20 protein-coding genes and 2 pseudogenes are annotated in these 24207 nt (G+C 57.7%); 12 read left to right on the plus strand and 10 right to left on the minus strand.

The features are described from left to right. Positions 1 to 186 precede the first annotated feature (186 nt). From IFT44_RS17190 to IFT44_RS17230, 9 genes are all read left to right on the plus strand, one after another. Positions 187 to 1203: a tripartite tricarboxylate transporter substrate binding protein gene (locus tag IFT44_RS17190; RefSeq protein WP_192152391.1), complete on the plus strand. Its 1017-nt coding sequence runs from the start codon at positions 187 to 189 to the stop codon at positions 1201 to 1203. Between the two features lie 52 nt (positions 1204 to 1255). Continuing rightward, positions 1256 to 1789 (plus strand): tripartite tricarboxylate transporter TctB family protein, encoded by a 534-nt coding sequence (locus IFT44_RS17195; protein ID WP_192102397.1) that lies wholly within the window; start codon positions 1256 to 1258, stop codon positions 1787 to 1789. Beyond that, positions 1786 to 3315: a tripartite tricarboxylate transporter permease gene (locus tag IFT44_RS17200; protein WP_122476270.1), complete on the plus strand. Its 1530-nt coding sequence runs from the start codon at positions 1786 to 1788 to the stop codon at positions 3313 to 3315. Before IFT44_RS17195 ends, IFT44_RS17200 begins: the two co-directional genes overlap by 4 nt. Positions 3316 to 3384: 69 nt before the next feature. Continuing rightward, positions 3385 to 4326, plus strand: coding sequence for a LysR family transcriptional regulator (locus IFT44_RS17205; protein WP_122476272.1), 942 nt, complete (start codon positions 3385 to 3387; stop codon positions 4324 to 4326). Positions 4327 to 4540: 214 nt separating this feature from the next. Further along, entirely contained in the window at positions 4541 to 5743 is a 1203-nt protein-coding gene (locus IFT44_RS17210) for a pyridoxal phosphate-dependent aminotransferase (RefSeq protein WP_192176288.1), read from the plus strand. 52 nt (positions 5744 to 5795) lie between these two features. Continuing rightward, positions 5796 to 6695, plus strand: a complete 900-nt coding sequence (locus tag IFT44_RS17215; protein WP_185794370.1) for a transporter substrate-binding domain-containing protein — start codon at positions 5796 to 5798, stop codon at positions 6693 to 6695. Positions 6696 to 6793: 98 nt separating this feature from the next. After that, the gene (locus IFT44_RS17220; protein ID WP_122794977.1) at positions 6794 to 7522 is read left to right on the plus strand and encodes an amino acid ABC transporter permease; all 729 of its coding nucleotides are present in this window, start codon (positions 6794 to 6796) and stop codon (positions 7520 to 7522) included. A gap of 3 nt (positions 7523 to 7525) precedes the next feature. Continuing rightward, on the plus strand, positions 7526 to 8212 hold the full coding sequence (locus IFT44_RS17225) for an amino acid ABC transporter permease (RefSeq protein WP_122713884.1): 687 nt from the start codon (positions 7526 to 7528) through the stop codon (positions 8210 to 8212). Then, positions 8209 to 8937 carry an amino acid ABC transporter ATP-binding protein gene (locus IFT44_RS17230; protein ID WP_192176289.1) on the plus strand — a complete coding sequence of 243 codons (729 nt, stop codon included), beginning with the start codon at positions 8209 to 8211 and terminating at the stop codon, positions 8935 to 8937. Before IFT44_RS17225 ends, IFT44_RS17230 begins: the two co-directional genes overlap by 4 nt. A 27-nt stretch (positions 8938 to 8964) precedes the next feature. Here the strand turns inward: IFT44_RS17230 and IFT44_RS17235 are convergent, their stop codons facing one another. From IFT44_RS17235 to IFT44_RS17245, 3 genes are read right to left on the minus strand one after another with little or no spacing between them, the layout of a single operon-like run. Further along, on the minus strand, positions 8965 to 9795 hold the full coding sequence (locus IFT44_RS17235) for an NADPH-dependent F420 reductase (protein WP_342214296.1): 831 nt from the start codon (positions 9793 to 9795) through the stop codon (positions 8965 to 8967). Between the two features lie 4 nt (positions 9796 to 9799). Then, entirely contained in the window at positions 9800 to 10540 is a 741-nt protein-coding gene (locus tag IFT44_RS17240; protein ID WP_192176291.1) for an NADPH-dependent F420 reductase, read from the minus strand. A gap of 34 nt (positions 10541 to 10574) precedes the next feature. Beyond that, positions 10575 to 11888: an NtaA/DmoA family FMN-dependent monooxygenase gene (locus IFT44_RS17245; protein WP_192176292.1), complete on the minus strand. Its 1314-nt coding sequence runs from the start codon at positions 11886 to 11888 to the stop codon at positions 10575 to 10577. 227 nt (positions 11889 to 12115) lie between these two features. On the opposite strand from IFT44_RS17245, the gene IFT44_RS17250 reads away from it, so the two are divergent. Beyond that, positions 12116 to 12724 (plus strand): TetR/AcrR family transcriptional regulator, encoded by a 609-nt coding sequence (locus IFT44_RS17250; protein ID WP_192176293.1) that lies wholly within the window; start codon positions 12116 to 12118, stop codon positions 12722 to 12724. 92 nt (positions 12725 to 12816) lie between these two features. Here IFT44_RS17250 and acnB read toward each other — a convergent pair whose 3' ends face one another. From acnB to IFT44_RS17285, 7 genes and pseudogenes are all read right to left on the minus strand, one after another. Continuing rightward, the gene (gene acnB / locus IFT44_RS17255; protein WP_192176294.1) at positions 12817 to 15417 is read right to left on the minus strand and encodes a bifunctional aconitate hydratase 2/2-methylisocitrate dehydratase; all 2601 of its coding nucleotides are present in this window, start codon (positions 15415 to 15417) and stop codon (positions 12817 to 12819) included. A gap of 191 nt (positions 15418 to 15608) precedes the next feature. Continuing rightward, positions 15609 to 16220: pseudogene (locus IFT44_RS17260) on the minus strand (PrpF domain-containing protein); the annotation flags it as partial. Positions 16221 to 16356: 136 nt separating this feature from the next. Continuing rightward, positions 16357 to 16707 (minus strand): annotated as a pseudogene (locus IFT44_RS17265) (aconitase family protein); the annotation flags it as partial. Positions 16708 to 16751: 44 nt separating this feature from the next. Next, positions 16752 to 17639, minus strand: coding sequence for a methylisocitrate lyase (gene prpB / locus IFT44_RS17270; RefSeq protein ID WP_192057975.1), 888 nt, complete (start codon positions 17637 to 17639; stop codon positions 16752 to 16754). 204 nt (positions 17640 to 17843) lie between these two features. Then, the gene (locus tag IFT44_RS17275) at positions 17844 to 18764 is read right to left on the minus strand and encodes an NAD(P)-dependent oxidoreductase (RefSeq protein WP_192176296.1); all 921 of its coding nucleotides are present in this window, start codon (positions 18762 to 18764) and stop codon (positions 17844 to 17846) included. Positions 18765 to 18859: 95 nt separating this feature from the next. After that, positions 18860 to 19144, minus strand: coding sequence for a YciI family protein (locus IFT44_RS17280; protein WP_192057971.1), 285 nt, complete (start codon positions 19142 to 19144; stop codon positions 18860 to 18862). A 166-nt stretch (positions 19145 to 19310) separates the two neighbouring features. Beyond that, complete coding sequence (locus IFT44_RS17285) at positions 19311 to 20213, minus strand: LysR family transcriptional regulator (RefSeq protein ID WP_192102405.1); 903 nt, start codon at positions 20211 to 20213, stop codon at positions 19311 to 19313. A 576-nt stretch (positions 20214 to 20789) separates the two neighbouring features. Between IFT44_RS17285 and IFT44_RS17290 the strand changes: the two genes are divergently transcribed. Continuing rightward, the gene (locus IFT44_RS17290) at positions 20790 to 22421 is read left to right on the plus strand and encodes an MFS transporter (protein ID WP_192176297.1); all 1632 of its coding nucleotides are present in this window, start codon (positions 20790 to 20792) and stop codon (positions 22419 to 22421) included. A gap of 34 nt (positions 22422 to 22455) precedes the next feature. Further along, positions 22456 to 23982, plus strand: a complete 1527-nt coding sequence (locus tag IFT44_RS17295; RefSeq protein WP_192176298.1) for a CoA-acylating methylmalonate-semialdehyde dehydrogenase — start codon at positions 22456 to 22458, stop codon at positions 23980 to 23982. Positions 23983 to 24207 lie beyond the last annotated feature (225 nt).

The following is a 24207-nucleotide window of genomic DNA, read 5'->3' on the forward strand; positions in this document are numbered from 1 at the left end:
CTCTGGACCGGCACTTACACCCTGCTGCGCAGCTTAGTGCGGGGCTAGCTATAACCCCTGGTTATCGGTGTATGTATTGTTTTGACTAGACGCGGAGCTTGCACCTTCCCACACTCACTCCAGGCTTGCGGTTCGACCGCTCAGACAAGTCACTTATAACAACTACAAGAAAACGAGGCTCTTTCCATGCGAAATGCATTCGTCCGTCGCACATCCCTTCTCATGCTCGGCTGCTCCCTGGCCGCTGCCGGCGCTCTTCCAGCGCTCGCCACGGCGGCCTGGCAACCGGACAAGAATGTCGAAATCGTCGTCGCGGGGGGCCCTGGTGGCGGCACCGACCAGTTGGGGCGCCTGATTCAGTCGATCATCTCCACGCACAAGCTGCTCGACGTCAACACCATCGTCCTCAACAAGGGCGGCGGCAATGGCGCCGAAGCGTTTCTCGACCTGAAGATGAACAAGGGCGATCCGGAAAAACTGGTGATCGGCACCAACAACATCTACCTGCTGCCACTGGTGGCCAAGCTCGGTTACCAATGGCAGGAACTGACGCCCGTGGCGGCCGTCGCCGAGGATGACTTCATTCTGTGGAGCTACAAGGACGCGCCATGGAAAGACGCGAAAGGCTTCTACCAGGCGGCCCAGGCCGACCCTGCGAAAATGCGCATGGGCGGCAGTCAATCCAAGGATGTCGACCAGACATTGACCTTGCTGCTCAACCAGACCAACAACAGCAAGCTGGTCTACATCCCGTTCAAGAGTGGCAGCGAAGCCGCGACCCAACTGGCCGGCAAGCACATCGCCGCCAACGTCAACAACCCCAGCGAAAGCATCAGCCAATGGCGCGGCGATCAGATCGAGCCGCTGTGCGTGTTCAGTAAAGAACGCATGACCTACACCGACAAAGTGGCCGGCGACAAATCCTGGGCCGACGTGCCGACCTGTTACGAACAAGGCCTGGGCATCGATCAATATCGCTTCCCGCGCACCGTGTTCATGCCAGGCGACGTCACTGCCGAACAGCGCGCGTTCTATGTCGAACTGATGCGCAAGGTCACCGAGACGCCGGAGTTCAAGGCCTACGTCAAGCAGAACGCATTGGTACCGACCTTCCTCGAAGGCGAGCCGCTGACCGCCTACATCGAAAAAGACACCGCCCGCGTGACACCGGTGTTCAAGGAAGCCGGCTGGCTGAAAAACTGAGTCGCCTGCGGCCGTCCGCCTACGTACGGCCGTCATCTGCTGGAGGTGTTTCATGTCCCATTCTTCGGATTCACCGGCGCTGGTCGGCACCCGCTGGGTCGAACTTGGCCTGACTCTCTTCACCACGCTGATAGGCGTGGTGGTGATGTTCGGCAGCGTCGAACAGGGTATCGGCTGGGGCGACTCCGGCCCCGAGCCGGGTTACTTTCCTTTCTACATTGGCCTGCTGCTCAGCGCCGCCAGCCTGGGCAACGGGGTGTTGACCCTGGTGCGCTGGAAAGCCCTGAGTGTTGCGTTCGTCAGCCGTAGCGCCTTTGGCCAGGTGTTGTCGGTGTTCATCCCGATTGCCCTGTTCGTCGGCGCGATGCCGCTGGTGGGCATCTACGTGTCATCGGCCTGCTTCATTGCCTGGTTCATGTGGAGTGACAAGGCACGCGCCACGCCCTACAGCAAATGGAAGATCGCAGGCATCTCCCTCGGTGCAGTGCTTGCCAGCTACCTGATCTTTGCGCTGTGGTTCAAGGTCCCGCTGGATGGCGGTCCGTTGGGCGAATGGATTGCCCAGACCGTGAGATATTTCAAATGAGCGAATTCGATTCCTTGTTGCAGGGCATGAACCTGATCCTGACCCCGGGCCACATCGGCCTGATGGTGATCGGGGTGCTGCTGGGTATTCTGGTGGGGGTGTTACCCGGTCTCGGCGCGCCCAACGGCGTGGCGTTGTTGTTGCCGCTGACATTCACCATGTCGCCGGTGTCGGCGATCATTCTGCTGTCGTGCATGTACTGGGGTGCGCTGTTCGGCGGCTCGATCACCTCGATTCTGTTCAACATACCCGGCGAGCCGTCATCGGTGGCGACCACCTTCGACGGCTACCCGATGGCCCGCGAAGGCCGCGCGGCAGAAGCATTGACCGCCGCCTTCAGCTCGGCGCTCATCGGTGCCCTTGCCGGTGTCCTGCTGCTGACGTTCCTGTCGACACGCATCGCCGAGTTCGCCATGTCCTTCAGTTCGCCGGAGTTCTTTGCGGTGTATCTGCTGGCGTTCTGCACGTTCATCGGCATGAGCAAGAATCCACCCCTGAAAACCGTGGTCGCCATGATGATCGGCTTCGCCATGGCTGCCGTCGGCATGGACACGGTGTCCGGCAACCTGCGCCTGACGTTCGACCAACCGATCCTGATGACCGGGATCAGCTTCGAAGTGGCGGTGATCGGCCTGTTCGGCATCGGCGAGATTCTCTGCACTGTCGAGGAAGGCCTGGTGTTTCGCGGCGAACATGCGCGTATCACACCGATGGTCATCCTGCGCACCTGGGCCAAGTTGCCGCGATACTGGTGGACGATCGTGCGCAGCACCCTGGTGGGTTGCTGGATGGGCATCACCCCGGGCGGGCCGACGGCCGCCTCGTTCATGAGCTACAGCCTGGCGCGGCGCTTCTCGAAAAACCGCGAAAACTTCGGCAAGGGTGAACTCGAAGGCGTGATCGCCCCGGAAACCGCCGACCACGCGGCAGGCACCAGCGCGCTGCTGCCGATGCTGACCCTGGGCATTCCCGGCTCGGCAACCGCGGCAGTGATGCTCGGTGGCCTGATGATCTGGGGCCTTCACCCCGGGCCGACGCTGTTCGTCGAGCAGCATGACTTTGTCTGGGGGCTGATTGCGAGTATGTACCTGGGCAACGTGGTGAGTCTGATCGTGGTGCTGGCCACCGTGCCGCTGTTCGCTTCGATCCTGCGCATTCCGTTCTCGATCATCGCGCCGATCATCATCATGGTCTGCGCCATCGGCGCGTACTCGGTGCACAACTCGTTCTTCGACGTGGTGTTGATGCTGGGCTTCGGCGCCCTGGGTTACCTGTTCAAGAAGCTGGGCTACCCGATTGCGCCGCTGGTGCTGGCAGCGGTGTTGGGCGACAAGGCGGAAGATGCGTTCCGGCAGTCGATGCTGTTCTCGGACGGTCACATCGGCATCTTCTGGTCCAACCCGTTGGTGGGCGGCTTGACCACGGCGGCTCTGCTGATGCTGTTCTGGCCGCTGATCTCCAAAGCGCTGCAAACCGTGCTGGGCCTGCGCAAATCCCAATTGCCGAAGGCAAAATCGGTGCTGTGACACGCCGTGCTGGCAACGCCTGGCATTTGTTGTCAGGCTTGCCGCAGTTCATTTTCGCGAGCCCGGCCCATGACCCGAATTCCTGATGCCAACGTGATCCACGGCCGCCTGCGCCTGCGCCAACTGCGGCTGATGCTGACGCTGCAGGAATTCGGTTCATTGCGCCGCGCCGCCGATCACATCGGCATGACTCAACCCGCCGCGACCAAGATGCTGCACGAGGCCGAGGATCTGCTCGGTGTCGAACTCTTCGAGCGCCTGCCACGCGGCATGCGCCCTACGCCGTTCGGCGAAACCGTCACTTACTACGCGCGCATGGTCTTCGCTGAATTGAGCGGCATGCGCGAGGAACTGGTGGCGCTGGAATCGGGCAACCTCGGCCGGGTCGCCGTCGGTGCGATTCCGGCACTGGCCTCGGGCTTGTTGACCCGCACCATCGCCACCTTGAAACAAAGCCACCCTCGCCTGTCGATGAGCATTCAGGTCGACACCAGCGACGTGCTGGTGCAGGCGCTGTTGCAGGATCAACTGGACATCGTGCTGGGGCGGATTCCGGCCGGCGCCAGGGCCGAAGAACTGTTGTTCGACAGCCTGGGTGAGGAAGCCCTGTGCGTGATCGCCGGCGCACAACATCCTTTGTCCAAGGAGAAACAGCTGAGTTGGGCCGAGTTGCAGAACATGACCTGGGTGTTGCAACAACACCCCAGCCCGATGCGCTCGATCATCAATCAGGTGTTTCACAACGCGCGCGTGGACATCCCCAGCAGCATCGTCGAAACCACCTCGATCATGACCTTGCTGTCCTTGGTACAGCAGACCGACATGCTCGGCGTCACCCCGGTGTCGGTGGTCGAGGACTATCCCGGACGACATCTGCTGGCGGTGTTGCCAATCAAGTTCGAAGCACGCCTGCCACCGTTCGGGCTCATCACCCGACGCCATCGCATCCAATCCTCAGCGATGCAGGCGTTCATGAACTCGGTGCGCGCGGAGCACGCGTTGGTCAAATGAGCGGCGAGAAGAATCGAGCACACTGATGAATAGACCGCGCAAATTAAACGTTTGAGAGCTTCGCGTGACGTTCGCAGCGCCCTTTTCAACGCACTGAACTTTTAGGCATTTGAGCGATTGCAGAGGGCGTCGCCCGTGTCATACTACGTCCTACAACTAGAACGACAGGATGTCTCAAAGGCCCTGGCGCACGACCAAAGGAAGGCTGTTTTTCATGAATTTTGAAAGCGAACGCGTCCGCCAAATCTCCTCGTCCCCCAGCATGGTCATCTCCATGCGTGCCAAGCAGCTGTCCAGTGAGGGTCGCGACATCGTCGACATGAGCCTGGGCGAACCCGACTTCGACACCCCTGCTCATATCATCGAGGCCGCGCATCAGGCGATGCTCGACGGGCACACTCGCTATACCGCACCGCAGGGCACCCTGCCCTTGCGCAAGGCCATCGTCGCCAAGTTTCAGCGCGACAACGGCCTGACTTATAGCGTTGACGAAATCACCGTCGGCAATGGCGCCAAGCAGGTGATCTACAACACCTTCGTTGCAACGCTCGAGCCCGGCGACGAAGTGGTCATACCCGCGCCCTATTGGGTGTCGTACTCCGACATCGTCACCTTGAACGGCGGCGTGGTACGGATCATTCCCTGTGGCATCGATGCAGGCTTCAAGCTTACGCCGCAGGCCCTGCAAAGCGCGTTGAACGACAAGAGTCGCTGGCTGATTCTCAACTCGCCGTCCAACCCCTGCGGGGCGATCTACTCTGAAGCCGAGTTGCAGGCACTGGGCAAGGTGCTGGAGGACTTCCCCAATGTGCTGGTGATGTCCGATGAAATCTACGAGCACGTGCTGCTCGCCGACCAGCCTTTCGTGTCATTTGCCCGCGCCTGCCCGCACCTGCGCGAACGCACCCTGCTGATCAACGGTGTGGCCAAGGCCTACGCCATGACGGGCTGGCGTATCGGCTACGGCGCAGGCCCCAAAGGTCTGATCGCCGCCATCAGCAAGATCCAGTCACAGAGCACGTCTGGCGCGAGCGCCATCAGCCAGGAAGCATCCCGCGCAGCGCTCGAAGGCCCGCAGGATTTCGTCAGCCGTTGCGCCAGGGAATACGCCCAGCGCGGCAAGCTGCTGGTAGACGGCCTGAGCCAATGCCCGGGCCTGCGCCTGAGCGCGCCGGCCGGTGCGTTCTACGCTTTTCCGGAATGCAGCCAGTTGTTCGGCCGCATCACGGCGCAAGGCCAGGTGCTCGAGGACGACGTAGCACTGTCGGCCTACCTGCTCGATCACGCCGGTGTCGCGGTCGTGCCGGGCGCGGCGTTCGGCATGCCAGGGTACTTCCGACTGTCATTTGCCACTTCACGCGAACAGATAACCAAAGCTGTCGTTGCCATTCGCGAAGCGCTTTCGGCCCTGCGCTGACGCTATCGCTTTTCGTTGTGCCAAAGCTGCCATAACAACATCGGAGATCTACATGCTCGATCAAAAGAAACAGCTGCTTGCCCTGGTTGTCGCGGTTTGCCTGGGCGCCAGCGCTGCGCAGGCTGAAGAACTGACCGGTACACTGAAAAAGATCAAGGAAGTGGGCACTGTCACGCTGGGCTACCGCGATGCGTCGCTGCCTTTCTCCTATCTCAACGACGCCCAGCAGCCTATCGGCTACAGCATCGAGCTGTGCAAGAAAATCGTCGACCAGATCAAGGTCAAGGTCGGTGAGCCCAACCTCAAGACCGAGTACGTATCGGTCGTTGCCGCCACCCGTACCCCGCTGCTGATCAATGGCACCATCGACATGGAGTGCGGCGTTACCACCAACACCGTCGAGCGTCAGAAGCAGATCGGTTTCCTGCTGACCAGCTACATCGCCAGCGCCAAATACGCCGTGAAGAAAACCGCTGGCATCAACAGCGTGGCCGATCTGAAAGGTAAGTCGGTAGTCGTGATCACCGGTGGCAGCGGCGAGTGGATCACCAAGAACCTGGACCGCGAAAAACAGCTGGGCTTGAAAATCCTCAACGCCAAGGACGGCGGCGAAGCCTTCCTGATGCTGGAAACCGGCCGCGCCGTGGCCTATATCAACGACGACGTGCAACTGATGGCAACCATCGCGCAAAGCCGCAGCCCGGACGCCTACGCCTTGCTGCCTGAGCCGATGTCGGCCGAACCCTACGCCATCGGCATCCGCAAGAACGATCCTCAATTCAAGACCTTCGCCGACGATGTGCTGCGCAACCTGTACAGCACCGGTGTGATCGATACGCTGTACCCGACCTGGTTCCAGCAGCCGATCCCGCCGAAAAACGCCACGATCAACCTGCCGATGAGCGATGCATTGAAGCAAGCCATCGCCAACCCGAACGACACCGGCGTCTGACCCGCCCCCTTCACGCCAGGCAGTGACGCGGCGCACATGCGCCGCGCCGCTGCGCGCCTGGCTGCATGCAGTGCTTCTCCCTGAACGTTGGTGTTGGCATGGATTACAACTGGAACTGGAGCGTGTTCTGGGATTTTGCTCCCGGAGAATCCGCCTCGTATTTGCATTGGTTGGTCACCGGCACGAGCTGGACCCTGGCGACCACCCTCCTCGCGTTCACCCTGGCGTTTCTGATTGGCGGCTTGGTGGGTACGTTGCGTACCAGTACGGTGCGCCCGCTGGTATGGCTGGGCAACCTGTATACCGAGGTGTTCCGCAATATCCCACTGCTGGTGCAGATGTTCATCTGCTTCTTCGTGGTCCCCGAACTGCTACCCCTCTCCTGGGGCGACTACCTCAAGCAAGACCTGCCCTACCCGTCTTTCTTCAGTGCCGTCGTGGCCCTGACCCTGTTCACCTCGGCCAAGCTTTCCGAGCTGTTCAAGGCGGGCATCGAGTCGGTCGCCTACGGCCAGCGCGGCGCGGCGCTCGCCCTCGGCTTGCGGCCCACCCAGATGTACCTGAACGTACTGCTGCCGCAGGCGATCCGCGTGGTGTTCCCGCCGCTGACGTCCGAGGCACTCAACACCCTGAAAAACTCTTCGGTGGCGTTGACCATTGGCTTGATGGAGCTGACCGCGCAAGCACGCAACGTCAGCGAATACTCGTTCAATACCTTTGAAGCCTTTACCGCGGCAACGGTGATCTACGTGGCCATTTCACTGCTGATGACGTTCGTCATGGGTCGTATCGAAAGCTCCCTGGCCGTTCGCGGCGCGACGAGGTAAGTCATGTTCGATCTAGACCCCAGTGTCATCGTGCGAGCCATGCCCGCACTGTGGAACGGCCTGAAGTTCACCTTGTTGCTGACGCTTGTGGCGATGTCGGTGGGCATCGTGGTCGGCACCCTGCTGGCACTGATGCGCTTATCCGGCAACCGCGTGATGCGCGGCTTCGCCCTGGGCTACGTCACGGTCATGCGCAGCATTCCGCTGGTCTTGGTGATCTTCTGGTTCTACTTTCTGATGCCGCTGCTGCTGCAGATGACGTTCCACACCGAACGCCCCGTGCAGATCGGCCCGGTGATGACTGCCTTCGTGACGTTCTGCATGTTCGAAGCGGCGTACTACAGCGAAATCATCCGCGGCGGCATCCAGAGTATTTCCGGCGGCCAGAAGCAGGCAGCCCAGGCCCTGGGCCTGCGCCCGTCGCAAGCGATGCTTTACGTAATCCTGCCGCAGGCGCTGCGGCGCATGCTGCCGTTGCTGCTGACCCAGACCATCATCCTGTTTCAGGACACCTCGCTGGTGTACGTGCTGTCGATCGCGGACTTCACCGGCGCAGCCAGCAAATTCGCCCAGCGCGACGGACGCCTGGTGGAGCTGTACCTGTTCGTGGCCCTGGTGTACCTGGTGATCTGCTACCTGCTGTCGCGGCTCAGTAAACGCCTGAAAAGAAGCACGGAGAGAACCGCATGATCCAGATGAAAAACCTGAGCAAGTGGTACGGCGATTTCCAGGTCCTGAAAGACTGCACGACCCAGCTGTCGCGCGGTGAGGTGATGGTCGTGTGCGGGCCGTCCGGCTCGGGCAAGAGCACCCTGATCAAGTGCGTGAACGGTTTGGAGCCGGTGCAGGAAGGACAGATCTCGATTGACGGCCAACCCGTCACCGGCCGCGGTGTCGACCTGCCGAAACTGCGTGCCCGAGTGGGCATGGTCTTCCAGCATTTCGAGCTGTTCCCGCACCTGACTATCGTGGAGAACCTCAACCTGGCGCAGATCAAGGTGCTCAAGCGCGATGTCACCACCGCCACCAACAAGAGCACGGCACTCCTGGAGCGCGTGGGCCTCAAGGCCCATGCGCACAAGTACCCCATTCAGCTGTCCGGTGGCCAACAGCAACGAGTCGCCATTGCCCGCGCCCTGGCCATGGACCCCATCGCCATGTTGTTCGATGAACCCACCTCGGCGCTGGACCCGGAAATGGTCAACGAAGTGCTGGATGTGATGGTAGAGCTGGCAGGCGAAGGCATGACCATGATGTGCGTCACCCACGAGATGGGGTTCGCCCGTAAGGTCGCCGACCGCATCGTGTTCATGGACGGCGGCGAAATCATCGAGGACGTGAAATCCGAAGAGTTCTTCAGCGCGCCCCGCTCCGATCGTGCTCGCAGCTTTCTGTCGAAGATCTTGCAGCATTGAGTACCCGACCCGGCGCAGAAACCAGGCTTACATATTGATGGCCCGAACCAGCCGCACGCCCCAGTCCTCGTCGGGGTTGGTTGTCCCATCTCCTAGCCGTTCTTGCATAACCGCTACGCCCAGATCACGGCGCTTTGGCAATCTCTCGCGCTCAGCGGCTTTCAGGGCAGGCTCGATTTCTGCGTTCGAAAGATCCGTGCAATAGACAGGCGCCCCTGGCTGCTGGCGCCAGGAGTCCGCCAGCGGACCGGCGTAAACGGCGTCCAGCCCCGTATCATTGACCAATGACATGGTCACATCGCGATCACGATCGCGATCGGCTGATACCGGAATGGCGATCCGATCGGCTGCTCCGGCAGGCTTTCCTTTTTTGGCCAGCGAGGCCGATCCGATTGCATTCCACGCTTTGGCTATCGGGCGGCCTAGTTGCTCTGTGACCCACAGACTCTCTACCTGGCCGCGCTGAATGGCATCGATCTTCTGGTCGCGGAAAGGATAATAATTCGAGGTGTCGATCACGACCGTCTCTGCCGGAAGACTAGCGATAAGCGGGGCGATCCCAGGCAGGCGGTTGAGAGGGATGGACAGGATGACGACCTCAACATCGACCAGTGCGTCTTCGGTCGTTACCGCTCGAGCACCCGACGCCAGCAGTTCTGGAGCGATGGAGTCAGGACCTCGAGAATTGGCTACCTTGACGTCATGTCCTGCTTCGCTCAGACGCACAACCAGTGTTTTGCCGATGTTTCCGGTTCCTAGAATGCCAATTTTCATGAGGGTGTCCTTAGATGAAGTAAAGCTTTGTTTGAGTTGCATAACTGGACGCTCACACTGAAGATCTGCATGTGTTTGGGACATGCCATCAGTGGGGAGCCGTAACTTCTCGATTTCGCTTGATGACAGTGTCGTGGTCGAGCGACGTTGTGCTTGCTGCAAACTCGGCCATCAGGCTGTCACGATGATGATGAGCGATTTTTTTCACGGCGTGAGCCACTGCCCACTTGAGCTCTGGCAGCGTCAGTTCGGTGCAGTAGGCAGGCGTGCCTGGTTGCTGACGCCATGACAGCGCAAGGCTTCCTGCATCAAATGGCTCGAATCCGGCGTCTTCGATCAGCTGAAATGCCACTGCCTTTCCAGCCTGGGAGTCACCGGACACAGGCATGGCGATCCTATCTATGGTCCCTTTGGGCTTGCCGCCGTCGGCCAATGTTTTAGCCAGTGCAGCGTTGAACGTCTTGATGACAGGTCGCCCCAGTTGCTCGCTCGACCACACACTTTCAGGCGTGCCTGCATCGACTTCCGCAACACGTGTACCGAACTGCGGATAATAGTTCGAGGTGTCGATCACAATGGCCTCTGGGGAAGCGCTGGCAACGATCCCAGCAACCTGCGGGATGCTTGCAAACGGGATCGACAAGATGATCACTTCTACATCTTGTGTGGCTTCATGCGAAGCGACTGCGATGGCACCTATTCGATCGGCAAACTGCTGGATGTCAGTCGGCCCCTTGGATCCTGCCAACTTGACTTTATGGCCTGCGGCGACGAGTTTACGTGCGAGGGTTCCGCCGATGTTGCCTGCGCCGATAATACCTATTTTCATATACTGTCCTCATGGGTTTAGGGTAGATGTTGAGTCAGGTGGCAATGCGCGGATCGGTGCCATACTGGGCCGTTGCGTCCAGATGATCGCGCAGGGTGGCACCTTCATAATCTCGATGAAAAAGACCACGTTCTTGAAGAATCGGGACAACGCCGTCGACAAATGCGTCGATACCGTCGTCGTTGATGTCGGGTGAAATCCAGAAGCCGTCAGCTGCCCCGGCCTCAAACCATTTCTGCATATGGTCTGCCGCTTCAACGGGTGGGCCGACGATGGCCGGGTGATAATCGATCACTCCGTGGGCCAATATGTCTTTCACACTCCAACCCTCGCGGGCAATCTCCAACGCGTGCAGCGCGCGCGGGTCGAATGGCGATGGGTGCGCTGTCGCCAGCTGCATTGGCGACAGCGGTCGGTCAATCAGCGCGAGATCGAAACTCAGGCCTAACATCTGCCCCAGGTAAGCAGCCTGCTGGGCAAAATAGCGCTCGTTGAGCATCGTCCGACGATCCAGCGCCTCGCGACGGGTGTTCGCAATAGTCGTCATCAAACCGGGAAGGAATTTGATTTCATCCGGGTGCCGACCAGCGTTTACAGCTGCGTTGCGAAAAGCCTGCCTTTGCGCCTGGGCATCTTCCACTGTGAAGCACGCACCGATCACCGCAGTTGCATACCGACCGGCAAACTCAAAGGCATTGCGGCCGCCGCCCGCATGAAAAACGACTGGCTGTCCTTGCTCGGAAGGAGGGATGTAAAGAGGTCCGCGAGAGCCTACGTACTGGCCCTGAAACGCTATGGGTGCGATCTGATCCGCCTTTGCGAATTGCCCGCTGACTTGGTCGTGAACCCACGCGTTTTTGCCCCAACTCCCCCACAAAGACTGCACCAGTTGTACAAACTCGTTGGCACGCGCATAACGATCTGCACTGGACGGGATTCGCTGGCCATAGTTTGCGGCCACGTCATTGCCGCTTGAGGTGACGGCGTTCCAACCCGCGCGACCATGGCTCATGATGTCGAGCGCCTTGAATTGCCGCGCGAGGTTGAATGCTTCATTGAACGTCGTGGATCCAGTGGCTACCAAGCCTATGCGCTCGGTACCACGCGCCACGGCTGCCAGTGTCATCATCACATCAAGGTTGAAATGAGGCGCCTCGTTTTCAATATCAGCCACCGCGCCAGGGCCATCGGGCAGGAAAATGAACTGAAATTTTCCACGCTCTGCCGCTCGCGCCTGACGTACTCGCGCATCGAAGCTCACGTAATTTGTAGGATCGACCCACGGCATGCGCCATGCGCCGGGTTGTGAACCGTAACCGTTACCCAGATGCAGGCCGATGATCATCATGCTCATAACCTTCCCGCCTTGCGGCCACCGGTCTTGAGATAGGCAGTGCCGGTGAGCCTGACTGTGTCCACCCGGACACCTTGGTATGGCGAATGCCACAGATAGGGATCTATCATGCCGTCCTAACGCTCCAGTATTAGCCATTGCATAAAAACGGAAAGCTCCTCCGCTTGTCTTGAGCTAATATATGGAGATGCACTCCGGATATCAAGAGCCAAATCACAGCCATGCCTACACAACCCTCGATACGGCCCCCACGGGCCGATGCATTGCGCAACCGAAACCATATTCTGGAAGTCGCAGGCCTCGCCTTTGCCGATGAGGGCGTCGACGTCTCCATGGACAGTATCGCCAAACGTGCAGGGGTCGGCCCCGGGACTTTGTACCGCCATTTTCCGACGCGCGACGCCCTGCTGGCTGCTCTGATGGAGGTGCACTATGCGTATCTCGATCAAGCACGCATGGCCATCCAAGCCGATGAGCCAGATCCTGGAATTGCGCTGGACCGTTGGATCGAAGCCTTGGGAACCTGGATGAATGCATACGAAGGGCTACCGGAACCTTTGCGTGCGGCCTGGTCCCAGCCGAGTTCTGTTCTCCGCCCCACCTGTCAATCACTCGTCGATGCTTCCGCCGTATTTCTTGAAGCTGCGCAGCGCAATGGTGATGCGCGACCTTCGCTGACCGGACGCGACATCTTTCTTGCGGCGTTGGCCATTGCCTGGGCAGGCGCCAATACTGGCGGGGCCATCGATACGCGTCAGGCCTTGCAGGAGGTCTTGCGTACTGGCTGGGCGCTACCGGTCTCTGCGCAAGATGGGCTTCATGAGAAGTAAAATGGCTCATCTCCCTGCTCGCCCATCGCCGTGTTAACCAAGTAGTGCGCAGCACGCCATTTGCCTGTACGCCTTTCCTATTGCTGCCGGGTCTAAGCTGACGCGACAGCTATCCGGGCGTTCTGCGCTGCATTCTTGAAGCTCGCAATCTGATCAAAGCTCAAGTATCTGTAAATGTCAGAGGACATTTTCGCGATCACTTCTGCGTGCTGCATGTACTCATCCAGGCTGGGAAGCTTGCCAAGGATCGCAGCCACGGCGGCAAGCTCTGCAGACGCCAGGTAAACATTGGCCCCGTCTCCCAGACGGTTTGGAAAGTTGCGCGTCGAGGTCGAAACAACGGTCGAGTCTGGCGCGACGCGAGCCTGGTTGCCCATGCACAACGAACACCCGGGAATCTCGGTTCGAGCACCAATACGCTTGAACACATCGTAGAACCCTTCCGTTCTCAGCTGGTGCTCGTCCATTCTGGTGGGTGGACATAACCAAAGTCTGGTCGGAATCGAACCGACCTGCCGATTCAAAAGTGTGCCGACGGCTCGGAAATGGCCAATGTTGGTCATGCACGAACCGACGAAAACCTCATCGACTTTGCTACCACTCACGTGTGAAAGAAGCTGCGCTTCATCAGGATCGTTAGGTACACAAACGATCGGCTCGATAATGTCGCTCAGATCGATCTCGAGCACGGCCGCATAGTCGGCGTCGGGATCGGCGGACATCAGCGACGGGGTACTCAACCAGTCCTCCATCGCGGCTGCACGCCGCTCGAGTGAACGGGCATCACCGTAGCCCTCGGATATCATCCAGCGCAGCAGCGTGACATTCGAGTTCAGATATTCAGCGACAGCTTTCTCTGGGAGCTTGATCGTGCAACCTGCTGCAGAGCGTTCGGCCGAGGCATCGGACAGCTCGAATGCCTGCTCGACGGTCAAGTGATCGAGACCTTCAATTTCAAGAATCCGGCCGGAGAAGACATTCTTCTTGCCTTTCTTCTCGACCGTCAGCAACCCTGCTTTGATCGCGTAGTACGGAATGGCATGCACAAGATCCCGTAGGGTGATGCCTGGCTGCAATGTCCCTCTGAACCGAACCAGAACCGATTCAGGCATATCCAGAGGCATCACACCCGTCGCTGCCGCGAAGGCCACCAGACCTGAGCCGGCCGGAAACGAAATGCCCAGCGGGAAACGCGTATGGGAGTCACCGCCGGTGCCGACCGTGTCAGGCAGAAGCATTCGATTGAGCCAGCTGTGGATGATCCCGTCGCCTGGCTGCAGTGATATGCCTCCTCGGTTCCTCATGAAGTCCGGAAGGGTGTGATGAGTCATAACGTCTACAGGTTTGGGATACGCGGCGGTATGGCAGAAGGACTGCATTACCAGGTCTGCGGAAAAGCCCAGGCATGCCAGATCCTTGAGTTCGTCTCGCGTCATGGGCCCTGTCGTGTCTTGCGAGCCCACCGTGGTCATCTTCGGTTCGCAGTACGTTCCTGGCCGAATGCCTGCAACGCCACAGGCCTGGCCCACTATCTTTTGCGCAAGGGTGAAGCCTTTTCCAGAATCCGCTGGCTGCTCTGGCTTATGGAAGAGCACAGAGGCTTCGAGCCCCAGTTCGACCCGAGCTCTTTCTGTCAATCCACGACCGATGATCAGAGGGATTCGACCGCCGGCTCGTAGTTCGTCGAGTAGAACAGGGGTCTTCAGACTAAACCTTGCTACGACTTCGTCCGAGTCGTGCTTACAGACCTTCCCTGCCAGGGGGTACACATCGGTGACATCCCCCATGCTCAAAGCCGAGACATCGAACTCAATCGGAAGCGCACCGGCATCTTCCATTGTGTTGTAGAAAATGGGGGCGATCTTGTTTGCGAAGCAGAATCCTTCCGCACGCTTGTTCGGTACGTGAGGTATGTCATTTCCAAAGAACCACAGCACCGAGTTGGTAGCCGACTTGCGCGACGAGCCGGTCCCAATCACATCGCCCACAAAGGCAACGGGATAGCCTTTGGCACGTATGTCTTCGATCTGCTTGAGCGGACCAATTTCACCGGGGCATTCCGGCTCGATACCGTCACGGGTCATTTTGAGCATGGCCCTGGCATGCAGTGGAATGTCCGGACGCGACCAAGCATCTGGCGCTGGAGAAAGATCGTCCGTGTTCGTCTCCCCCGCTACCTTGAAGACGGTCAGCGTGTATTTATCTGCAATAGCCGGTCTGCTGGAAAACCATTCACCCTCGGCCCATGATTGCAGCACTTTCTGGGCATAGTGATTTCCCGCTCTGGCTTTGTCCGCCACATCACGAAACGCATCGAACATGAGCAGTGTGTGCTTGAGCTGCGCCGCTGCTTCTGCAGCCAGAGTGGGGCTATCCAATAATTCGACCAAGGTTGAGACGTTATAGCCGCCCTGCATGGTGCCAAGCAGTTCAACGGCCTGCAGTGGGCTTATCAAAGGAGAGTGCCCGGTGCCGTGTGCAATGGCCGACAGGAAGCCCGCTTTTATATACGCGGCCTCATCGACCCCAGGCGGCACACGGTGTGTGATCAACTCCAAGAGCAGTTGCTCATGCTCAATGGGTGGCGACTTCAAAAGCTCCACCAGCGCCAACGTTTGTTCCGGGTTCAGAGCCAACGGGGGCAAACCGAGCGCCGCTCGTTCACGTACATGATCGAAGTATTTCTCTAGCACGTTGTCATTCCTGATCTGGGGCCGTGGGACATCGACCAGCTGTAGGCAATGCCGTTGGCATCAGCCCTGAAAATCGGACACTCAGTTCACCGCTACCAGGTTTTAGGTACGCGAACAAAGCCGTTCATGAGCACTCGGGCACTGCGACTCGTCACCATGCGATCGATGTGCCCCACCTCATGGTGACGCTCAACGCTCGGGTCCACTTGCAAGGTTTCGGTGGGAGACATCGATTTGCCATCGCCATCTGCGCCGGAAGCGGAGTCGAAGAACTCGAGGACAATCTCTCCTGCTGGAAACGTCACACCCTCCAGCTCGAAATCACCCAACTCCTGCACTTCGGCATCCCTGATGGGAACCTTCGCCAGCACGGTCCTGCCGATATTCTTCTGCCATATGCGAACGGTAGCGATACCGTCGAGGGGAACGCGTGCGAACGGTAGCAATGCGTTGCTGATTGCAAATGGGCCCACCGCAGCCGATAGATCTGCGCAGCTTCCAGACCAGTCGACGAGGGCGTCATCGATCGACACCTGTCCAAACAGATAATCGACATCATGATCAGGGACTTGGCTGCGGCTGACGATCACCACCTTGCTGGTGCTGGAAGTGGCTCCTCCCATTCCATCGATCTGTTTGCCATAGGGGTCGGGACTTCCGATGATTCGAAGAACCAGGGCATCTCTCTCGACACCGGGTCGTTGGGCCTCTCTGGGTAGATCGTCGAGTGAGAAAAAAACGCCCTTGCTGGCTCCGCCTCGCATGTAGGTAGCGGGGATTCGCAACTGTGCCGGATGACTCATGACGCTACTCCCGTCTTATGCCGGTGCATTTTCAAAGAAGTCTTCTGCAAAGCGCTGCAACACCCCACCGGCCTCATAGATCGAAACCTCCTCGGCCGTATCCAGACGACAGGTGACAGGCACCTCAAGGGAGGTTCAGCCGCATCCACGAGGCCCGACCCAGCATGACGTTCTCAGCCTCCAAACCACCTACACCCACCGCGATGACGCCAAGCGCATCGACATGGGGAGTATGGCTATCGGTACCTACCAAGGTATCGGGAAAAGCCACCCCATCCTTCACTTGAACCACCGGGGACATTTTCTCCAGATTGATCTGATGCATGATCCCGTTGCCGGGGGGTATGATCTCCACATTTTTGAACGCTTTCTTTGTCCACTCGATGAAGTGAAACCGGTCTTCATTGCGGCGATCTTCAATCGCACGGTTTTTGATGAAAGCGTCGGGGTCGTATCCCCCGCATTCCACAGCCAGCGAGTGGTCGACTCTGACCCGCAGGATTCATCGACGCCCACCGACAAAGCGGGTCGTTACGCCCGACTCCGCGCAAAAAGCGCGTCGAGCTTTTGCTCGTACTCGTGGTAGCCGATTGACTCATACAGCTCCATTCGGGTTTGCATGGTTTCCACAGCGCCTCGCTGGGTGCCCGTTCTACGAAGAATTCGATAGACGTTTTCCGCCGCCTTGTTCATCGCTCGAAAGGCCGAGAGCGGGTACAGCACCATTGCCACATTGACCGAAGCCAGCTCGTCAGTTGTATAGAGTGGGGTTGAGCCGAATTCCGTGATGTTGGCCAAGATGGGCGCCCGCGCCCGTTCAGCGAATTGCTCATACATGGCAAGTTCGGTCACTGCTTCGGGAAAGATCATGTCCGCCCCCGCTTCGACGTACGCAGCTGCACGGTCCAGAGCCGACGCTACTCCTTCGATCGCCAGCGCATCGGTGCGGGCCATGATGACGAAATCCTCGTCTGTTCGAGCATCGACAGCAGCCTTGATTCGATCGACCATTTCCCGCTGGCTGACGAGTTCTTTGTTGGGGCGATGGCCGCAACGTTTGGCACCGACCTGATCCTCGATATGGATTGCACCGGCGCCGAACTTGATCATCGACTTTACCGTTCGCGCAATATTGAACGCCGACGAACCAAAGCCGGTATCGACGTCGACCAATAATGGAAGATCACACACATCGGTGATACGGCGAACGTCGGTCAGAACATCATCCAGACTGCTGATTCCGAGATCGGGTATGCCCAAAGATCCAGCTGCTACCCCTCCTCCAGAAAGGTAAATGGCGCGGAAGCCAGCGCGTTTCGCCAGTAGCGCGTGGTTCGCATTGATCGCGCCTACAATCTGTAACGGACTTTCCTGCGCTACCGCTTGACGGAAGCGCTGACCGGCAGAGGTTATCGTCATATCGACCTCACTTATTATTATGGGCGACTTCATGCGGCAAACCGAGGCCGCAGCCGAACGCCAAGCGCCAGCCCTCATGAGACCGCAGTTACTTAGGGACACCAGCGATGGTTATTTAAATTTGCATATGACAGGTGAATCAGAAATGGCCCGAAGCTGAGACTCCGGGCCGGATGTCGCAATGTTCCAGGACAGCGCTTGCGATCAAGCGATAGCTTTCTGTGGTACGGCTTTTTCAGCGGCGTCTTTCAGGCTAAGCACCAAGGAAGTAGCATCCATGTCTGCGCCGCCGTTATCCATGTGTTTTTTCAAGATGGCGTGGGCAGCTTCGGCTGTGGCGATCGTGGCACCCACTTCGCGGCCTGCCTCCATGGCAAGGCTGAGATCCTTGGCCAGCAGCCAGGTCTTGAAGCCTGCTTTATAGCCCTTCGATGCGGGGGCAGTTGGAACTACACCCACACCAGGATTCCAGACGCGGAACGTCCAGTTATCGGCAGTGGATCGAATGGCAATTTCGAAAAACTCTTTCAGGTTCAGACCCAGGCGCTCGGCCAATGCAGTGGCTTCGCAGTTGACCGCGACGCAACCCCCCATGATCAGGTTGTTGACGACCTTTGCTGCCTGGCCAGCCTCCGGACCACCGGCATGGGCGATGTAACCACCCATCGGGCCCAGCAGCTCCTTGACGCGGGCCACGTGCGGGTCTTCACAACCAATCATGAAGGTCAGACTGCCATCTATGGCCCCCTCGGTACCACCGGAGACGGGCGCCTCGGCAAAGATTCGACCGGCTTTCCTGGCAGACGCATGTACAGCACGGGCGTTTTCAATGCCAATGGTGGAGCAGTCGATGACCACGGTGCTTGGATCAATGCTGGCAAATACACCGTTCGGACCGGTCAGGACTTCCTTGACCTCGGTACCTGTAGGCAACATGGTGAATACGGCATCGACACCCTTACAGGCTTCAGCCACCGTCGCACAAACTTCGACGCCGTTTTTTACAGCCGCTTCACGGGCAGCAGCGTCAATATCCACACCCCTCACGGTGTAGCCGGCATTCAACATATGTTTGGACATAGGGATGCCCATGAAACCAAGACCGATCCAAGCGATAGTTTTCATTTTTGTTCTCCATTGCTTTACAAGGGTTATGCCAAACAGTCAGGCGCGATTATCGTAGGTTGTCCAAGTACAGGCGTTTACGCTGCACGCTTGGATTAACGCTGATCGATTGCTTTGATATAGGGGTTGATGCTGACTTCACTCCAAACATTGTTTAGAGCAAACGGATCATTTTTCTGAAAATTTGTAGCTTGCTCGAGAGATTCTGCTTCCACCACCAGCATGCTCCCAATCTTCTTTTCGCTGTCGGTGGACGTGTAGGGCCCGGCGACCAGAATCTTGATCGATGCACTTTTAAGGTAAGCACGATGCGCGTCGTAGAACTCATCACGCAAGGTGGGTGTAGATGGATTATCTCTGCAGTAGATGACGTAGAGCATGCTGCACCTATTATTGTTTTTAGACGTTCCAACGAAGCCAGACTTCCGAGGAAGTATCCTGCTCGATGGAATGACGTTACGCCCGCCGGTTGTGCCTTCACAACACAATAAATACACATCCGGCGTGCAAAAAATCACTGACGTCCAAAGGTGCCTACCCGTGCTACTACAGGAAGAGCTGCTGGTTGGCACCGACCTCGTCCGCGATGAACCTGGCGACTTCGCGTATGTGCGCAGCTTTGCGATGGTCCTCATGCACATGCATGTAGAACGAGCGCTTGATGTTGACCTCGTCAGCCAGCACGGGAATCAACTTGGGGAAGGAGTTTGCGATGTAGGCAGGCAGGATGCCCAGGACCGTCCCTCCCAGCACCGTGTGCAACTGAGTCAACAAATTGGTACTGCGCAGGCGCGACACCAGATCAACCTTCAGACCGCTCGAAAAATTGAGCTGAGGTGCGAACAACAGTTCTTCAACGTACCCCACGAACGAGTGCTGCTGCAGATCCTCCTGCGTCCGTATTGGAGCAGCCTTATCGAGGTATTCACGAGTGGCGTAGATCTGCAGGCGATAATCCGTGAGCCTGCGAGAAGCTACACGCATGTGTTCCGCTGTCGCCAGGCTGATGCCGATATCAGCTTCGCGTTTGGAAAGACTGAACACGCGAGCGGCGGCATAGATCTCGACCTCAAGATTGGGGTGTCTCCGTGTCAGTTCGGCCATGCGCGGGGCGAGGAATACGCTGCCGAAACCATCCGGGGCACCGATTCTGACCAGACCGGAGATTTGCCCCAGGTCACTCTCGTCACTTTTGTAGGACAGCAGAATGCTTTCCATACTTTCAACCGCATTCAGCACACGTTCCCCCTCAGGGGTGAGTTCGTAGCCCGAATTGCTTTTGTGAAAAAGTCTGATGTTCAACCCATCCTCGAGCGCAGAAACGTGCCTTGCAACGGTAGTGTGTTCCGTTCCCAGCGTTTCGGCAGCGCCCGACAAGGTTCCGGCTCGGGCAACGGCTAGAAAATACCGAAAATCATCCCAGTTCTCTTTTTTTTGTTTCTTTGCCATCACTCGGCTCCTGGTCTTGGTGCGAACCTCTTGAGGTTCCTGCCATCAACTCCCTGCTGAAAGCCGGAGCAATGTGTGGTTCATGAATACGTCTGTGGTCGCGCGAGTGTACGCAGGTGCAAGCTTGGCTAGGTAGCGGCCGGAGTCTGCGCCATGATCCAGCCGCATTGGAACTGCACACCGCCCTTCCTCACCAGGCTTGGGTACCTCGAGCAACGCGCACCTATTTTGTGTCTCACGTAGCTGCTCCGTATGCGAGATCACAGGGCCCATAACGACGCTGCCGCGTTGCATTGGGCTGTGCGAGGGATAGAGGGTCACATGCCGGCCATCCCGCCTTTTTTGCACATCCGTTGAGCACATTCTGCTCTGTGCCACGCTATAAGGCGCTCATAGACTCGGCCTCATTACTGCTGGCGCTTGAAGACAAATCATCCGTTGTAAGAAGCATGAACCATCGGTTGAAAGTTAAATTGTTGGAGGCTGAACTCCAATGATCCAACGATGGCGGCCTATCCAATTGGCCGGCAGTCAAGAACAAAAACAAAATGAGCCCACCGGGCCGAGGAACTGCAAATGAGTGATATTGCGCACACCGAAAGCGTCGGCGCGTCCGAAATAGGACGCCAAGACAGAAAAGTTATTTTCGCCTCGTCCCTCGGGACTATATTCGAGTGGTACGATTTCTTCCTGTATGGCGCCATGGCGGTCATTATCGGCAAGCACTTCTTCTCCGGCGTCAACGACACTACTGCCTTTATTTTCGCTCTGATGACGTTCTCTGCCGGCTTCCTGGTAAGGCCCTTCGGCGCACTTGTGTTTGGTCGTTTGGGCGACATGATCGGCAGGAAATATACATTCATGGTGACGATCGTCCTCATGGGTGTATCAACTTTCCTCGTAGGTATCCTTCCCACTTATGCGTCTTGGGGTATAGCTGCTCCGATCCTTCTCGTCGTTCTGCGCATGCTTCAAGGCCTGGCGCTCGGCGGAGAGTATGGCGGAGCCGCGACCTATGTCGCAGAGCATGCACCAAGAAACAAACGTGGAATGTTTACTGGCTGGATTCAGTCAACAGCGACCTTTGGATTATTGCTTTCACTGCTGGTCATCTTGATCTGTCGCAAACTCACCGGTGACCAATTCGAAGTGTGGGGCTGGCGGATCCCATTCCTCTTGTCTCTGATCATGGTAGGTATCTCCGCCTGGATTCGCATGAGCATGCACGAGTCGCCCTCTTTCAAGAAAATGAAGGAAGAAGGCACCACGAGTAAATCGCCTATCCGGGATTCGTTCGGTTCGTGGGAGAACTTGAAGGTTGTACTGATTGCGCTGTTTGGGATCAATGCCGGTCAAGCAGTGACTTTCTACACCTCGCAATTCTATGTCCTGTTCTTCATGACTCAGTTTTTGAAGATGGACCCCGCACAGGCCAACACACTGCTGATCATCAGCGTTGTCATCGGCGCCCCGTTCTTCGTCATATTCGGATCGCTGTCCGATAAAGTTGGCCGCAAGCCCATTCTGATGACGGGATTGCTACTGGCTACCGTTCTGTACTTCCCGTTGTTCAAAGCCCTGAGCCATTATGCAAACCCGCAGATCTCGCAAGCCAGCATGACGGCACCCGTCACGGTGACTGCAGACCCTGCATCGTGCACCTTCCAATTCGACCCGGTTGGCAAAGCCAAGTTTGATAGCCCCTGCGACAAGACAAAGGCTTACCTGGCCAAGATGGGTATTCCTTATGAAACCATTGCCAGCCCGGCTGGCAGCGAGATCGAGATTGCCGTCGGCAGCACGGTGCTCAAGGGTTTTGATGCTGTAGCCATCAAGAACGTGACCGTGGCGGCGGGTTACCCATCCAGCGCTGATCCGGCGCAGGTCAACCAACCCATGGTAGTCGCGATCATCGTCGCTCTGATTCTGATCGCCTGCATGACCTACGGTCCATTGGCAGCTACGATGGTGGAATTGTTTCCGACGCGTATACGTTACACCTCGATGTCCTTGCCTTATCACATCGGTAACGGTTGGTTCGGGGGACTGCTGCCCACCATCTCTTTCGCACTTGTGGTTTACACAGGAGATATCTACTACGGCCTCTGGTACCCCGTCCTCATCACAGGCGTCAGTCTCGTCATTGGCGTCATTGCACTCAGAGAGACCAAAAACGTTGATCTCGATGCCGTAGAAACTTCGAAGTAAGCATTGACTTTAGAACTGTAAACAAGGAGACATCATGAATGCTTCATTGAACAAGAACAATACTACAGTGGCTCAGGTCAAGTTGCTGATCAACGGAGAATGGGTCGACTCCAAGACGAAAGAGTGGCTCGATGTGGTGAACCCGGCCTCCCAAGCCGTATTGGCGAAAGTGCCGATGGCGACTCAGGAGGAAGTCAAAGCTGCCATCGACGCCGCCGAGCATGCGTTTCACAGCTGGAAAAAAACACCGCTTGGCGCACGCATGCGCATCATGCTCAAGCTTCAAGCGCTCATCCGTGATAACTCCAAGCGCATCGCTGAGGTATTGAGCGCCGAACAAGGCAAGACCATCGCGGATGCTGAAGGTGATATCTTCCGAGGCCTGGAAGTCGTGGAGCACGCGTGTTCAATTGGCAGCCTGCAAATGGGCGAGTTTGCCGAAAACGTTGCAGGGGGTGTGGACACTTATACCCTGCGGCAGCCCATTGGTGTATGTGCCGGTATAACGCCCTTCAACTTCCCCGCCATGATTCCACTGTGGATGTTTCCGATGGCGATCGTTACGGGTAATACCTTCGTACTCAAACCATCGGAACAGGATCCGCTGTCCACCATGATGCTGGTCGAACTGGGACTGCAGGCTGGTATTCCGGCCGGAGTCCTTAATGTGGTGCACGGTGGTAAAGAAGTCGTCGATGCCCTCTGCACCAACCCAGACATCAAGGCTATCTCGTTCGTAGGTTCCACGCACGTGGGTACCCACGTCTACAACCTGGGCAGCCAGCACGGCAAGCGTGTTCAATCGATGATGGGCGCCAAGAACCACGCCGTGGTGCTGCCTGATGCGAACCGCGAACACACATTGAATGCACTGGTTGGCGCAGGTTTCGGCGCAGCCGGTCAGCGCTGCATGGCGACCTCGGTGATCGTCTTGGTAGGCGAAGCCCGCACTTGGCTGCCCGATATCAAGGAACTGGCTCTGAAACTGAAAGTCAACGCCGGCTCTGAACCGGGTACCGACATCGGTCCAGTCATTTCAAAGCGTGCCAAACAAAGGATCCTGGATCTGATTGAAAGCGGTGTACGTCAGGGCGCGAAGTTGGAACTCGATGGCCGAAATATCAATGTCCCGGGTTTCGAAAACGGCAATTTCATCGGGCCGACCCTGTTCTCAGGCGTCACCACCGACATGGATATCTACACCCAAGAGATCTTCGGTCCGGTTCTCGTCGTCCTCGAAGCCGACACCTTGGACGATGCCATTGCCCTGGTGAATGCCAATCCCTTCGGCAACGGTGTGGGATTGTTTACCCAAAGCGGCGCCGCAGCCCGCAAATTCCAAAGCGAGATCGACGTCGGTCAGGTGGGTATCAATATTCCGATCCCGGTACCCGTACCATCGTTCAGCTTTACCGGTTCGCGTGGTTCGAAACTTGGTGACCTTGGCCCCTATGGCAAGCAGGTCATTCAGTTCTATACGCAAACCAAAACCATCACAAGCCGCTGGTTTGATGACAAAAGCGTCAGCGAGGGGGTCAATACGACCATCACATTGAAGTGAGATGTAATGCCCGGCTCGATGCCGGGCAGCGGTGTACATCATCCTGGTATTGTCACTGGCCGCATTTGACCGAGCACGCTGTCTCCCAAGTCGGGACTATCAGCGTGAAGGCACCACGGCAGTGAGGCCAGTCACCCGCTCAGAATCCCTACCCCAGGTGTCCAGATATGACTTTTCCATGTCTGGACACCGTGACGTCCTCCAGATGCAATTCAGTAAGCTTTG

This window comes from Pseudomonas sp. CFBP 13710 (genome assembly GCF_014842235.1).
In the GTDB taxonomy this organism is placed as follows: domain Bacteria; phylum Pseudomonadota; class Gammaproteobacteria; order Pseudomonadales; family Pseudomonadaceae; genus Aquipseudomonas; species Aquipseudomonas baltica.